The organism is Streptomyces sp. NPDC058691 (genome assembly GCF_042714775.1).
In the GTDB taxonomy this organism is placed as follows: domain Bacteria; phylum Actinomycetota; class Actinomycetes; order Streptomycetales; family Streptomycetaceae; genus Actinacidiphila.
The window spans coordinates 185252-198386 of sequence record NZ_JBHXSO010000001.1 but is presented as its reverse complement, the minus strand read 5'-3'; the positions used below and the strand labels follow the sequence as shown (position 1 = coordinate 198386).

At 68.3% G+C, this 13135-nt stretch carries 13 protein-coding genes and 1 pseudogene; 6 read left to right on the top strand and 8 right to left on the bottom strand.

From position 1 onward, the window contains the following. Positions 1-210: 210 nt before the first annotated feature. The 3 genes from ACFWVC_RS00945 to ACFWVC_RS00935 all read right to left on the bottom strand — a co-directional run bounded on the left by ACFWVC_RS00945 (position 211) and on the right by ACFWVC_RS00935 (position 3479). Positions 211-1044 carry a helix-turn-helix transcriptional regulator gene (locus ACFWVC_RS00945; RefSeq protein WP_384273396.1) on the bottom strand — a complete coding sequence of 278 codons (834 nt, stop codon included), beginning with the start codon at positions 1042-1044 and terminating at the stop codon, positions 211-213. A 337-nt stretch (positions 1045-1381) separates the two neighbouring features. After that, positions 1382-2251, bottom strand: a complete 870-nt coding sequence (locus tag ACFWVC_RS00940) for an NAD(P)-dependent oxidoreductase (protein ID WP_384273392.1) — start codon at positions 2249-2251, stop codon at positions 1382-1384. A 298-nt stretch (positions 2252-2549) separates the two neighbouring features. Further along, a complete protein-coding gene (locus ACFWVC_RS00935; RefSeq protein WP_384273388.1) occupies positions 2550-3479 on the bottom strand; it encodes an SDR family NAD(P)-dependent oxidoreductase in 930 nt (309 codons plus the stop codon). A gap of 310 nt (positions 3480-3789) precedes the next feature. On the opposite strand from ACFWVC_RS00935, the gene ACFWVC_RS00930 reads away from it, so the two are divergent. Then, positions 3790-4665, top strand: coding sequence for a helix-turn-helix transcriptional regulator (locus ACFWVC_RS00930; RefSeq protein WP_384273382.1), 876 nt, complete (start codon positions 3790-3792; stop codon positions 4663-4665). Positions 4666-5111: 446 nt separating this feature from the next. Further along, entirely contained in the window at positions 5112-5840 is a 729-nt protein-coding gene (locus ACFWVC_RS00925; RefSeq protein WP_384273376.1) for a TIGR03620 family F420-dependent LLM class oxidoreductase, read from the top strand. Between the two features lie 434 nt (positions 5841-6274). Here the strand turns inward: ACFWVC_RS00925 and ACFWVC_RS00920 are convergent, their stop codons facing one another. Then, positions 6275-6478 (bottom strand): hypothetical protein, encoded by a 204-nt coding sequence (locus ACFWVC_RS00920; RefSeq protein ID WP_384273368.1) that lies wholly within the window; start codon positions 6476-6478, stop codon positions 6275-6277. Between the two features lie 157 nt (positions 6479-6635). Between ACFWVC_RS00920 and ACFWVC_RS00915 the strand changes: the two genes are divergently transcribed. Both ACFWVC_RS00915 and ACFWVC_RS00910 read left to right on the top strand, forming a co-directional pair. After that, entirely contained in the window at positions 6636-6920 is a 285-nt protein-coding gene (locus ACFWVC_RS00915) for a Ku protein (RefSeq protein ID WP_384273364.1), read from the top strand. A gap of 398 nt (positions 6921-7318) precedes the next feature. Further along, a complete protein-coding gene (locus ACFWVC_RS00910; RefSeq protein ID WP_384273361.1) occupies positions 7319-9619 on the top strand; it encodes a catalase in 2301 nt (766 codons plus the stop codon). A gap of 83 nt (positions 9620-9702) precedes the next feature. On the opposite strand, the pseudogene ACFWVC_RS00905 reads toward ACFWVC_RS00910, so the two are convergent. The 4 genes and pseudogenes from ACFWVC_RS00905 to ACFWVC_RS00890 all read right to left on the bottom strand — a co-directional run bounded on the left by ACFWVC_RS00905 (position 9703) and on the right by ACFWVC_RS00890 (position 11323). Continuing rightward, positions 9703-9976 (bottom strand): annotated as a pseudogene (locus ACFWVC_RS00905) (DUF3140 domain-containing protein). 72 nt (positions 9977-10048) lie between these two features. Further along, the gene (locus ACFWVC_RS00900) at positions 10049-10264 is read right to left on the bottom strand and encodes a DUF2945 domain-containing protein (protein ID WP_384273358.1); all 216 of its coding nucleotides are present in this window, start codon (positions 10262-10264) and stop codon (positions 10049-10051) included. Positions 10265-10743: 479 nt separating this feature from the next. Beyond that, positions 10744-10899, bottom strand: coding sequence for a DUF6131 family protein (locus tag ACFWVC_RS00895; protein ID WP_384273689.1), 156 nt, complete (start codon positions 10897-10899; stop codon positions 10744-10746). A gap of 100 nt (positions 10900-10999) precedes the next feature. After that, positions 11000-11323, bottom strand: coding sequence for a plasmid stabilization protein (locus ACFWVC_RS00890; protein ID WP_384273355.1), 324 nt, complete (start codon positions 11321-11323; stop codon positions 11000-11002). A 359-nt stretch (positions 11324-11682) separates the two neighbouring features. Between ACFWVC_RS00890 and ACFWVC_RS00885 the strand changes: the two genes are divergently transcribed. Next, complete coding sequence (locus tag ACFWVC_RS00885) at positions 11683-12354, top strand: HAD family hydrolase (RefSeq protein ID WP_384273351.1); 672 nt, start codon at positions 11683-11685, stop codon at positions 12352-12354. 55 nt (positions 12355-12409) lie between these two features. Continuing rightward, positions 12410-13069 carry a HemK2/MTQ2 family protein methyltransferase gene (locus ACFWVC_RS00880; RefSeq protein ID WP_384273348.1) on the top strand — a complete coding sequence of 220 codons (660 nt, stop codon included), beginning with the start codon at positions 12410-12412 and terminating at the stop codon, positions 13067-13069. Positions 13070-13135: the final 66 nt, after the last annotated feature.

The window sequence follows — 13135 nt, the reverse complement described above, 5'->3', positions numbered from 1 at the left end:
CACGCAACACTCGACCAGGCCTCGGCCAGCCGACCCGCCAGCCGGCGAACGGGCCAGGTCGGATGCGCGCTGCGGTCAGTTTCCGGACACGCGTCCAGTCGAGGGTGGGCCGTGAAGCGTGTCTGCTGCGACCCCTTGCACGTTGGAATCTCTCCGGCCTGGTCCAGATCGCCACAGTGTGACCGGGCTACGACAGACCGCGTCGGTCGCTCATCGGTGAAGCCTGGAGCTGGTCGTCTCGGCCTGAAGCTGGGCAAGTTTCTCCGCGGAGGGGCTGCCGGGTTCGGCATGGAAGACGACGATGAGCTGACCATGGGTCCCCGCGATGGTGAACCGCTCGTACTGCAGGGTCATCTCGCCGACACCCGGGTGGTTCAGCTGCGCTACGCCGGCGGCACGCGGGCTGACGTCGTGGCGAACCCAAAGACGCTGGAACTCCGGGCTGACAGTGGTCAGTTCGCCGACAAGTTCCACGACCCGTACGTCTTCCAGTTCTGTCCCTACCAGAGCGCGGAGGCCGGCCACAGCACGGACGCTCATCTCGTCCCAGTTGAGGTACAGGCTGCGCAGTTCTTTGTCGAGGAACGCGGCACGGATGACGTTCACACCCGGGAGGAAGATCGGGGACATGGCGGTAGCCAGCGCGTTGGAGGCGAGGACGTCCATGTACCGGTTGAGGACGATCACGGGTGTTTGCGACCACCACGTCGAGATCAGTTGTCGGATCTCAGGGCTGACGTGGTCCGGTTCGGCGAGGTTGTGATTTCGCCGCGGCGGACTGGCCAGAGCGTGGAGATGGGCGGTGGCGGGTTCGTCGAGTTGCAGGACTCGTGCGAGGGCATCGAGCACCTGAGGTGAGGGGTTCTGGTCTCGTCCCTGTTCCAGTCGCAGGTAGTAGTCGGTACTGATACCGGCGAGTAGTGCGAGTTCTTCTCGGCGCAGGCCCGGTACCCGGCGGCGGCCGCCCGGAGGAAGACCGACGTCTTCGGGCCGGACAATCTCACGGCGTGCACGCAGGTAGTCGCCTAGTTGCTTGCCACCCATGGTTTCCACGGTACGTCGTGGTCTGCGTACGGGAGGAACAGGAGGGGGCTGTCAGTGGGACTTGGCCGTTGATGAGCGGTGGCTTGTCTGCGTGTCACCATCAGGCCAATAGTCGAATGTAAGGCACTCGCGAGTGCTGACTACTTCGGTGGCTATCAGCCGTGCTGCGGCATCCGCATGGGAGTGCCGGCGCACGAATGTGGTCGTCCGACCCGCCTCCCGGGTCGCGGCGCCCGGGAGGCGGGTGACAGCGCGTGCCAGGGTGGCGTCGTTCTCACGGCAGTTGTCCTGCGCATGCCGGCCGCGGCGCCGCCTGGTACGCAGATAGCCGCCAGAGTCAGCCGGCCGCAGCAGGGCTGGGTGCGCCGGCGATGATGCGGGCCGCTCCGGGCAGGCCGCGGGCTCCCTCCACTGCCCGGGCGGTGATGTCTGGGACGCTGTGTCCCAGGGCCCGGACCGCGTCGTCGAAGATGTCCATGTCGATGAGCTGCAGCGTCGTCAGGTGCTCGGCGTTGTCGGTGGTGACCGCGCCGCCGAGGGCCTGCAGGGCAAAGCTCGAGCCGGTGCCGGAGCGCAGAAGGTCGACCAGGGCGGCGATGTCCAGGCCCAGGTCCTGGGCCAGTCCGAGGATCTCCTGGACGTTGCGCTGGTTCATCATCAGCAGGGTGTTGTTCATGAGCTTGCCCAACTGGCCGGCTCCTCCCTGGCCCATGTGGGTGACCTTCTTGGAGAAGCTCTCGAAGACCGGACGGCACTGTTCGACGATCTGCGCGTCGCCGCCGACCATGGTGGTCAGCTGGCGGGCGACAGCCCCGGCGTTGCCGCCGCTGACCGGCGCGTCCAGGACGTGAATGCTCCTGGCTGCCGCCATGTCCGTCATCTCGTTGGCGAACTGGGGCAGGCCGGTGCCGTGATTGACGATGACGGAGCCGGGCTTCATGCTGGCGAGCAGGCCGCCGTCGGTGAGGACCTCCCGGATGTCGGAGTCCTCACGCAGGCACAGTCCGACGATGTCGCTGGCTGCACCGAGCTCGGCAAGGGTGCTGTGGACGGTGTAAGGCAGGCCGTCGAGTGCGTCGAGCGAGCTGCTGCGACGGGCCCAGACCTGGAGCGGGTAGCCGGAGTCGGCGATTGCGCGGGCCATGGGCGCGCCCTGGTCGCCCAGGCCGATCCATCCGATGTTCTGCAGCGCGTGGTTGTTCGTCACGTAGGTCTCTCTTGGGGTGATGGTGTTCGGGCGCAGCGGTGCCGGTGACCGGGTGTCCGTGCACGGGCGTGCGGGAGGGTCGGCTCCGGGAGTCGCTCGGGTGGAGCGCGCGGAGCCTTGGGTGGGGCCGGCCTCAGCCACCGCGTGGTGGCTGAGGGCCGCGGCCCGTTCGTCGTGTGTGCGTTCCGCGTTCGCGTCCGGCGGGCACGTGCAGCGTTCGTGGGGTTGTCCGCCTGCGGGGCGTGGCTTCCACTGGTGAGGTGGAGGTCATGCCCGCGTTGGCGCGGGGGGCGTGGCGTCAGCCGCGGCCCGCCTCGCGCAGGAAGCGGTGGGAGATCTCCCAGATGCGGTCGGCGTTGTCGGGGTCCAGGGCGTAGGGGGCAACGCCGCTGGTCCAGCCGTTGCCGTCGGGCACCTGGATGGCCTCGTTGCAGTCCTCGAAGTAGTGGCCGCCGACGCCGGCGAGCTGCGGAGAGGTGGCGACGAGGAGGGTGGTGGCCGCGCCCTGCTCGACGGTCTTGCGCAGCTCCACGGGGGTCCGCAGGCCGCCGGTGTGCTTCTGCAGGTTGGTGGCGATGGCGCCGGGCATCAGGGCGTTGGCGGTGATGCCGTCGGCGGCCCAGCGCTGGTTCGCTGCGACGGCGAACAGCACGGTCGCCGTCTTGGACTGGCCGTAGGCGCCGATGGCGTCGTAGGCGCGGTAGCGGTAGTTGATGTCGTCGAAGACCACCGGGGAGATGAGGTGTCCCTGGGAGCTGACGACGACCACACGGGCTTCGCCGTCGGCGGCCAGCGCACCGTGCAGGCCGTTGGTCAGGGCGAAGTGGCCGAGGTGGTTGGTGGCGAACTGCATCTCCCAGCCCTCGGGCGTGCGCTGCAGCTCCGGGATGGCCATGACGCCGGCGTTGTTGACCAGCAGGTGCAGCGGGCCGCTCCAGGACCGGACGAAGGCCGCGACCGACTCCTGGTCGGACACGTCGAGGCGGCCGACGTGCACGTTCTTGTTGCCGGTCGATGCGGCGATCTCGGCAGCGATCTTCTCGCCCGCGTCGGTGTTGCGTACGGCCAGGGTGACCTCGGCGCCGATGGAGGCGAGGACACGTGCCGTCTCGATGCCGATACCCGAGGACGCCCCGGTGACAACCGCGCGGCGGCCGGTCAGGTCGATGCCTTCCGCGACTTCCGCTGCCGTGGAAGAAAATCCGAAGGAAGTGGTGATGCGAGTCATGGTGCTAAAGCCCTGCCTGTCGTGGGGTTCTTAGCGGCGAGTGAACGCCGTTGTGAGTTTTTGGTGCCCGGCCTGTCAGGCAATCCCGGGTGAGTACATTGGTGTGAACAGTCCGGGTCCTTACTGCTCAGGCCGACACAGCAATACTGGGTGAGGGCTCGGTGTGGAGCCAGAACCCTGCGAACCCTGGGACTGGCAGGGCTATGACCGGCCTCGTGAGCCGATTCTTCGGAGCCTCTCAGACGGGTCCCGCGAAGCCTGGTAGTAACAGGGCCAACCATATTTGGCGTAAATCGCCTAGCCTCCCGGTATGACTTCTGAGGATGCCCTCGGCAGCTTTCTGCGTGCCCGTCGCGAACTGATCCAGCCGGAGGATGTGGGGATCGCCACCGAAGGGCGCCGGCGAGTGCCGGGCCTGCGTAGGGAGGAGCTCGCGATGCTCGCCGGCATCAGCACGGACTACTACCTGCGCTTGGAGCAGGGACGCGACCGCAACCCGTCGGCTCAGATCGTCGATTCTCTGTCTGGTGCGCTGATGCTCGACGATGAAGCAGCGGCGTATCTGCGTGCTCTGGCGGTGTCCCCGCCGCGGCGGAGGCGGGCGCGTAGACGCCCTGACCGCGTGCCCGTGGGTATCGACCAGCACGTCCGGCTGCACCTGGATATACCTTCCTTCGTTCACGACCGGTACATGAACGTTATTTCTGCGAATCCCTTGGCCGAAGCGCTTTCTCCTTGCCATCGCGTCGGCACCAATGTGCTGCGCACGACGTTTCTCAATCCGGAGGTGCGTGAGCTGTACGAGGACTGGGAGCGTACCGCTCACAGCCTGGTGGCTTCGGTGCGCGCGTTGGCCAGCCCTGACCTGGATGACCCGCAGCTCGCCGAATTGGTGGGTGACCTGTCGATCAAGAGTGAGGACTTTCGCCGCCTGTGGGCGCGGCACGATGTGCGTGCGCGGATCAGCGGCAGCGCCCATTTGCTGCATCCGCAGATAGGTCCGGTGAGCTTGAATTTCCAGAAACTGGAGATCATCGGAACCGACCGGCAGATCATCGTCATCTACCACGTGCCGCCAGGCAGCGACGCCGCCGAACGGCTGGCGCTGCTGGCGAACATCACGGCCACCGACGAGCAGTTGGCTCCCGTCCCGGCAGGCTCGCCCACCGATCACCAGCCCGGCTAGCGCCTGCCGCCAAACGATCTCACCTGGTGGATCATGGTCTAGCGATACCTCGCCGTGAACTGCCGGATACCGAGCGCGAGTTCACGCGGCCGCTGCTGCCCCATGCCGCATCGGGACGGAAGCTGCTGGACGACCGGATGGTCCTGAACTGGGCCGTGTGGAAGTTCCGGACCGGGTCGGCCTAGCGGGACGTCCCCGAGCGGTACGGATCCTGGGCGCCCCTACCCACGCGGTCGCCCGTGGGCTGCGACAGAACCTCGGTCGAATGCAGCAGGCCACTCAGGCGAAGCCTGATGCGGCCGGTTCCATCGACTGGCCGGCACTGGAGTTCCTCCGGCAGCACAGCAACCGCTCATCGCTCGCTGCCGGACCGGCCCCCTCGGGCACCACTTTGGGCGAGATGCCGACATACCGTCACACCAACGCACACTGACAGGAGTTCTGCCATGAACGTGGGACGCACAGGAATCTGGAGTATCGAACTGCGGAGCGCGGACCCTGGAGCGATCCAGGACGCCGCAGCCGAACTCGACGACATGGGCTGGGAAACGCTGTGGATCCCGGGCCTCGGAGGCGGTGATGTCATCGGCGACTCCGAACGGCTGCTCAGCGCTACACGCAGCGCCAAGGTCGCGATCGGCGTGTTGAGCATCTGGCGCCACCCGGCAGCCGAGATGGCAGCCGGACATGCACAATTGCGGCAGCGCTACGGCAGTCGGCTCTTGCTAGGCCTCGGCGTGAGCGATCCGGCCGCCGCCCGCGAGGCGGGACGCGACTACCGACCGCTGTCGGACATGGGTGGCTACCTGGACGAACTCGACAAGGCCCCGGCGCCCGTGCCGGCGGACGAGCGCCTCATGGCCGCGCTCGGACCAAAAATGGTCAACCTCGCCGCTCACCGCACGGCAGGTGTGCACCCCTTTCTGGTCACTCCCGAGTACTCGGCGACCCGCGAACGACTGGGACACGGGCCGCTCCTGGCTCCGTACCAGGCCGTGGTGCTCGAACGGGACCCAAGCGTGGCCCGCGCCGCCGCCCGTGAATTCGTCGGAATGTTTCTGTCGATGGGCCACTACGCCCGCAACGTGCTGCGCCAGGGCTTCACCGAGGAGGACCTGGCGACGGCGGCGACAGCGACCGGCTCGTCGACAGCCGTGTGGCCTGGGGCGACGTAGAGACCATCGGCAGCCGTGTCCGCGCCCACCACCAGGCCGGAGCCGACCATGTCTGCCTGCACGTCCTGGGGGCGGGCTCAGCCATGCCGCTGCCCCAGTGGCGGGAACTTGCCGTACTAACCCGCTGAGAACCCACTCCGGTTTCCGCCCAGAGGGCTCCTGGTGGGCCGACTCGACGAGCAGCTCACAGCGACTGGCTGCCGATTCACGCCAGCCCGGAGCACGACCGCCGATGCAGGGATACGCGATCCTTCTCGCTCCGTCGGCGTCCATCTCTCCGACGTGCCCGTGCACGGCACGAGGCGCATCCTGGAAGGGTAACCCCGCTCGCGTGACGGCAGCTTTCACGCCTTCTGGGCGGGGCCGCCAGTAGTGAGGGAAGCCCCCGTCGCCTGTGTGCCGCGGCGGGGGTCTGCGGTGCCGGCAGAGTCCGCTCACATCCAGACGGCTGGGCCTTCTCCGCGCCACTCGAAGAAATCGGTGTCGGTGAGGTCGACAGTGTCGAGGTCGAGGCCTGCGCGGCGCAAGAACTCCAGCAGGTCGACGGGGCTGTAGGCGACGCCGAGAATGGTGCCGTCGATGCGGACGCGGCGGCCGCCGGTCTCCGTCGGCGGGTAGACGATCACGCGGCATTCCACCTGGCCAGGATGCCCCGGGGCAGTAGCGGTCGCATCCTGGAAGTGCGGCCCCGCTCGCAACACCCCGGCAGGACATTGCCCGCGCGGCGGGGCCGCCCGGGCCCGGCGGCGCTTCCCCTGCGGACGCGGAAGACGGTCGACGGCTTCGGGTTCGTCGATGAGCACGACGTCGACCCTCCAAGCTGTATTGGGTCGGGCCCGGCGGGCGAGCAGGGCCAACGGCCGTACGCGCTGCTCGTGGAGGCGCTGGCACGGCACTGTCGCCGTCGCCAAGGTGACGCTGCGTACGCGCGAGCGCCTGGCGGTGCTCCGCCCGAGGCAGGGGATGCGCGTGCTGCACACCCTGCTGTGGCCGGAGGAGATCCGCGAGCCGGACGACCTGTCGTCGGCGGCCCCGGTCACCGAAGGAGAAGTGCCTCTCGCCGAGATGCTGATGGAGTAACTGGCCGGGGTCGACATCGAGAGCCTCCACGACGAGTACGCGGCCGCGCTGGAGCAACTGGTCGTCGCGAAGATGAGCGGCACCACGGTGGAGGAGCCGGCCGAGTTGGTTCCGGCCGTCGATCTGTTGGCGGCGCCTGAAGCCAGCATCCGCGCCGCCGACAACCGCTGAGGCGGCGCGCGCGGCCGCATCCTGGACGCGCCCTCCCAGGAGCCCTTCGGCCCGCAGCCATCCCCCGACAGCGGGCGCGCACGTCGCGAATCCCACCGCGCGAACGGGTTGGCACTCGGGGTGAGATCCTCCGCGAACGGCGGACATCCCGCCGGGTCCTGTTTGTCCGCGAGCGGCACCGGTTACCCGGAGGCGACGAGGTTTCCGAGGACGAGTGGGAGAGCGCCATGGCCAACGAGCCGGGCCCGGTGAAGAAGATCGTCGACAAGGTCATGGAAGTAGGCGCCGAACTCACCCCGGCAGGGAGGGCGGACATTCCCGGCGTGCCCGCAAGCATGCCCCCCACGGTGGAGGAACCGGTCGAGCCGCACGCGCCGCTGCCGGCCAAGCCCGACCAGGGGGTTCCCACCCCGCTCAGCGCGACGGGACGCCCGGACGGCCCGTCCAGGACCGTGCGGGCGCAGGACGGGTCGTTCCTGACCGACGCGCAGGGCACACGCCTGCCGGACTCCGACCATTCACTCAAGGCCGGCCCGCGCGGCCCGGTGCTGCTGCAGGACCACCATCTGCGCGAGAAGGTCATGCACTTCGACCACGAGCGCATCCCGGAGCGCGTGGTGCACGCCCGGGGCGCCGCGGCGCACGGCGTCTTCCGGGGCTACGGGACGGCCGCCGAGGTCTGCAAGGCGGCATTCCTCGCGAAGGGCGTCGACACTCCGGTCTTCGTGCGGTTCTCCACCGTGCTCGGCTCGCGGGGCTCTGCCGATACCGTGCGCGACACCCGGGGGTTCGCCACCAAGTTCTACACGTCTGAGGGTGTCTTCGACCTGGTTGGCAACAACATCCCGGTGTTCTTCATCCAGGACGCGATCAAGTTCCCGGACGTCATCCATGCCGGCAAGCCGCATCCGGACCGGGAGATCCCGCAGGCGCAGAGCGCTCACGACACCTTCTGGGACTTCGTGTCGCTGCACACGGAGGCCACCCACCACGCTCTGTGGAACATGTCGGACCGCGGCATCCCGCGCTCGTTCCGCACCATGGAAGGCTTCGGCGTCCACACCTTCCGGCTGGTGAACGCAGCCGGCGCCACGACGCTGGTGAAGTTCCACTGGAAGCCGAAGCTCGGCGTGCACTCCCTGGTGTGGGAGGAGGCGCAAATGATCAGCGGCATGGACCCGGACTTCCACCGCCGTGACCTCGCCGACGCCATCGAATCGGGCGCCTACCCACAGTGGGAGCTGGGCATCCAGACCTTCCCCGACAGGCCGGAGCAGACCTTCCAGGGGATCGATCTGCTGGACCCGACAAAGATCGTCCCCGAAGAGCTGGCACCGGTCCAGCCGTTGGGGCTGCTCACCCTCAACGCCAACCCCACCAACTTCTTCGCCGAGACCGAGCAGGTCGCCTTCCACACGGGACACCTCGTCCCCGGAATCGACATCACCGACGACCCGCTGCTGGCCGGGCGGCTCTTCTCCTACCTCGACACCCAGATCACCCGGCTGGGCGGGCCCAACTTCCCCCAGATCCCGATCAACCGTCCCCATGCGCCCGTGAACGACATGCTGCGTGACGGCTTCCACCAGGACGCGGTGCACACCGGTGTCGCCCCGTACAAGCCCAACTCCCTCGACGGCGGCTGCCCGTTCTTCGCCGGCGCCGAAGACCACGCGTACATCGAGTACCCCACGCCCATCGCCCCCTCGGTCAAGGTGCGCGAGGCACCGGCGTCCTTCGCGGACCATTACAGTCAGCCCCGGTTGTTCTGGCTGAGCCTGAGCCCGGTGGAACGCGAGCACACCATCGCCGCGTACACCTTCGAGCTGGGAAAGTGCTACGAAGAGGCGATCAAGGAACGCGCCCTGCGCGCCCTCGCCCACATCGACCCTTACCTGTGCCGGCAGGTCGCCCAAGGCCTGGGTCTGCCCGCACCCGAGCCTTCCGAGCCGCTCGCCGACGCACAACCGAGTCCCGCACTCTCGCAGCTCGGGCATACCTGGCCGACCGCCGGACGCGTCATCGGCATCGTCACCGATGGCACCGGCGACTTGGGCGCCGTGGACACCGTCCGTCGTTCCGTGCTGGCCAACGACATGGTCCCGCTGATCGTCGCGCCCACCGGGGGATCCCTCGCGGGTGAGGGGGCTGATCCAGTCACCGTGCAGCGCACCTTCGCGACCGCGCGCTCCGTGGAATTCGACGCCCTGCTGCTGGCCGGGACGCCGGGACCGGCCGCCGACGCCCGAGGCGGCCGCGATGCCAAGGCAGGCGCCCCGGCGCTCGCCGCCGCGCCGGTGGATCCGCGCGTCGTGCTGATGCTTCAGGAGGCCTACCGGCACGCGAAGCCGATCGGGGGCTGGGACGGCGCCGACCTGGCCCTGCAGGCGGCCGGCATTGCTGCCGGCGCACTCGGCGTCATCACCGGCTCCGATGGTGAGGCCGTACTACGCGAGATCACCACGCTGCTGGGCGCCCACCGCGTGTGGGAGCGGTTCCCGGCTCCGTCCGAGAGCGGCACCGCCTGAGCGGCCGCGAACAGCCATGACGGGCGCCTCCCTCGGCCGGCTCGCTTCGGTCGGGGAGGCCCGTTGCGCGCTCGGTGTCCCGCTCACTTCAGCGGGTCATGACCCCAGTTCATGAGGGAGCACCGCCACCGCGTCTCGGTGATGTCTCCGTGGGGACGCTGCTTGACGTGACGGTGGACGTAGCCGACGACCTTGCGCATGTGCGCCAAGTCGTCGTCGCTGAGCTCACCCCCGTTTGTTTCCAGCAGCCTGACGATGCGCCGACCCGAGGCGCCTACGCTTTCGCCCCCGTCGCTCTGACCGACGCCTCTTGGATTCCTCGGTGGCGAGCCACTTTTCGAGCTGGGCCGCCGTCATGTTGACCGCCTCTTCGAAGGCGTCTATGGCGTCGTCCCGGTCACCCCGCCCCCGGGGCTTCCCGGCCACGGCTCACTCTTCCTTGCCCAAGGCCCCCGGCTTGTGCACTGCCGAGCGCCCGGACTTGTCGCTCTCCACTTCGTACTGTGGTTCCTCCTTTGTCGCGTCAACAGCGCGGCCCGCCGCCTGAGTCCGCTCGGTGATCTTCTTCTTGACCTTTCCGGTCACCTTCTTGCCGTGGCTCTTCCACGAAACCTCGTCGCCCTTGCTCAGGTCGCGTTCGGCCATGGACTCCTCCTGGACGATGACGCTGCCGTTTCCGGACACCCCACCCCGTACGGGTTCAGGTCCGCGCCGCACAGCGATGGGCTGGTTCCCGCCACACCACCAACGGACGGTAACCAGCCCATCAGGGATGGGGGCCGCGAAAGGACGACGGCCCCCGCGACGGGTGCTCCTCTTTACATCCTGCGCCCAGCGCGGCGATGTGGCATCTCGCACCCGGCACAACCTGACCCAGGAAACAGATGGGGTCATTGGCGGCGTCGGAGAACACCCGGAGGTCCGTGGCCATGCCGGCGTACCTATCCGCGCGGTTCTCGCCCACACGCAGCAACGGCGGAGGAGGACGCTGGCGAGGATGTACGAGCCCGCTCAGTGATGGGCGTCGCGCCGCCATGTCGCCTTCGGTCGCGGAGGGTGGCCGCCGTCTTGGCGGTCACACGTGGCCTCCAGAACGGCTGACGACCGGACCCGCGCCGCCTTACCTACCAGTAATGCCGACGCCCGCCGACACTGTGCCCGATGGCGCCCAGCACCCAGAGCACGAGGCCGATAACAGCCAGGATGATCCCGATGGTCCACAGGATCGAGATCCCGGTGAGGAAGCCGATGATCAGCAGGATGATTCCCAGGATGAGCACGATGCCCTCCATTGGTCGGTGCTATACGCAGCCGCATGGCTGCGACTGCGCGACTGCGTCGCGCTCATTCCAGCCGAGAGGTGCTCAGCCAGGCGGATGACTACTTTCCGAGCGCGCGCTCGAGTTCTGCCTTGTTCATGGTGGATCGCCCGTCGATGTTGCGACGTTTGGCCTCCGCGTAAAGCTGATCGCGAGTCGGGCCTTGCGAACCGTTGCCCGACCGCAGGCCGCCGCGCCGCCCAGAGGACATGTCCACTGTGGAGCTCCGGCTCGCAGACTTGGACTCGCCCGCGCGAGCCCGCTCCTTGTTCACCGTGCGCGCGGCAATCTCCTTGGCTCGCTTCTCACTCTCACCGCGTTCCTCGGCGCTGTCCTTGATGTGCTCGAACTGCCGTTCGCGCTTGCTGCTCGACCCTGCTGGCATCACTCACCCCTGGGTGATCAATTTGAGGCCGCCCAATGGCCTGCTACCCGTCATCGTCACGGATATTTCGGACGCGGGATTGATCGCCCGCCCCACCGCAGAGCTGCGACGAGGTTCCCGACGCAGCAGGCCCAAGGGGAAGACGTTCAAGGTGAATGCTCGCTGCGCGCTACTCCGCCCGCGTGATCCCGTGCGGCAATTCTGCCCCCAAGCGGAGTTCGGCGTGCGCGCAGGGAAGATCCACCACGGCGCGGTGGCAGACCGCTCCGCCGCGAAGCAGACTGCGCGTCTATCTACAGAGACGACGGGTAGCGGCTTGGTATGAGCCACTCCGGTAGCCGAGCGGAAGAGCGCCCATCATGAGGGACGAGGCCGAGCGCGCTGCGCTGTTCGACATGGACGGCACTCTCGTGGATACCAATTACCTCCACGCGGTCTCCTGGTGGGAGGCGTTCCGGCAGTCCGGGCACACCGTGTCGATGGCGGACATCCACCGCTGCATCGGCATGGGCTCCGACCATCTTCTGCAGCACCTGTTGGGCAAGGACCGCGACCGCAGCGAGGACGACGCGATCAGTGGCGCCCACAAGGCGCTGTACGGCGCCTACGCCCCCGCGCTCGCCCCTCTGGACGGTGCCGCAGACCTGCTGCGCGCCGTAGCAGCCCGGGGCTTCCGGGTCGTCCTGGCCACCTCCGCCGACAGCAAGGAACTCGCCGTCATGCGGACCGCCCTGGACGCCGACGACGTCATCGCGGACGCCACCAGCAAAGATGACGTCTCCGCCAGCAAACCGGCCCCTGATCTGGTTGCCCAGGCCCTGGAACTGGCGGGCGTAGGCCCGGACCGAGCGGTCTTCGTGGGCGACACGGTGTGGGACATCAAGGCCGCCGCAAAGGTGGGGGTGCCCTGCGTGGCCCTGCTCTGCGGCGGCATCAGCCGCGCTGAGCTGGAGGAAGCGGGCGCCGCCGCCGTGCACCGCGACCCACGTGACGTGCTTGTTTCCCTAGACACCAGCCCTGTATGGCGATAGTCATGCTCCTCGAGCGTCGCCCGTTTGATCGTGGACTTGCGGGTAGCCGCAACCTATGTGGTTCTTGTGCCCGCCAGGGGTGTACCACCCGCAGGACGACACACTTCTCCTCGAAGACGCGCTGAAGCGGGAGCCTATCGCCGACGACGCCCACGTCCTCGACCTTGGGACGGGCACTGGCGCGCTGGCCCTCGCCGCCGCCGGACGCGGTGCAGCGCAGGTGACGGCCGTGGACGCATCCTTGAGCGCCGTGTGTACGGCGTGGCTCAACGCCCGGCTCAACGGACTGCGGGTCACGGTGCTGCACGGCGACCTCACCGCACCTGTGACAGGTCGCCGCTTCGATCTGATCATGGCCAATCCGCCGTACGTCCCGTCACCACAGGCAGCCCTGCCGACCCGCGGCCGCAACATGGCGTGGGATGCGGGGTTCGACGGCCGCGCGCTGCTGGACCGGATCTGCTCCGACGCCCCGCCGCTGCTGACACCGGGAGGAGTTCTGCTCCTGGTTCACTCGGCTCTCTGCGGTGCCGATCGCACCCTGGGCCTGCTACGTCGCGCCGGCTTACGGAGTGCGGTCATCGAGCGCCGGTACATCTCCCTCGGGCCGGTGCTGCGGGACCGGTCGGCGTGGCTGGAGGCGCGGGGGCTGATCGCTCCGGGGGAAGAGAAGGAAGAGCTGGTGGTGATCCGTGCCGAACGCCGCAATGGATGAAGCGGCGTCGACGCTGCCCCAAAATCCGATCGGGACCGAACCGGGGGCACTCCAGGTCACGCCTCC

Coding starts and splice junctions, on each gene's coding strand:
- ACFWVC_RS00945 (WP_384273396.1), bottom strand. CDS start 1,044: ATGGGTGGCAAGCAACTAGGCGACTACCTGCGTGCACGCCGTGAGATT.
- ACFWVC_RS00935 (WP_384273388.1), bottom strand. CDS start 3,479: ATGACTCGCATCACCACTTCCTTCGGATTTTCTTCCACGGCAGCGGAA.
- ACFWVC_RS00930 (WP_384273382.1), top strand. CDS start 3,790: ATGACTTCTGAGGATGCCCTCGGCAGCTTTCTGCGTGCCCGTCGCGAA.
- ACFWVC_RS00925 (WP_384273376.1), top strand. CDS start 5,112: ATGAACGTGGGACGCACAGGAATCTGGAGTATCGAACTGCGGAGCGCG.
- ACFWVC_RS00915 (WP_384273364.1), top strand. CDS start 6,636: ATGAGCACGACGTCGACCCTCCAAGCTGTATTGGGTCGGGCCCGGCGG.
- ACFWVC_RS00910 (WP_384273361.1), top strand. CDS start 7,319: ATGGCCAACGAGCCGGGCCCGGTGAAGAAGATCGTCGACAAGGTCATG.
- ACFWVC_RS00900 (WP_384273358.1), bottom strand. CDS start 10,264: ATGGCCGAACGCGACCTGAGCAAGGGCGACGAGGTTTCGTGGAAGAGC.
- ACFWVC_RS00890 (WP_384273355.1), bottom strand. CDS start 11,323: ATGCCAGCAGGGTCGAGCAGCAAGCGCGAACGGCAGTTCGAGCACATC.
- ACFWVC_RS00885 (WP_384273351.1), top strand. CDS start 11,683: ATGAGGGACGAGGCCGAGCGCGCTGCGCTGTTCGACATGGACGGCACT.
- ACFWVC_RS00880 (WP_384273348.1), top strand. CDS start 12,410: ATGTGGTTCTTGTGCCCGCCAGGGGTGTACCACCCGCAGGACGACACA.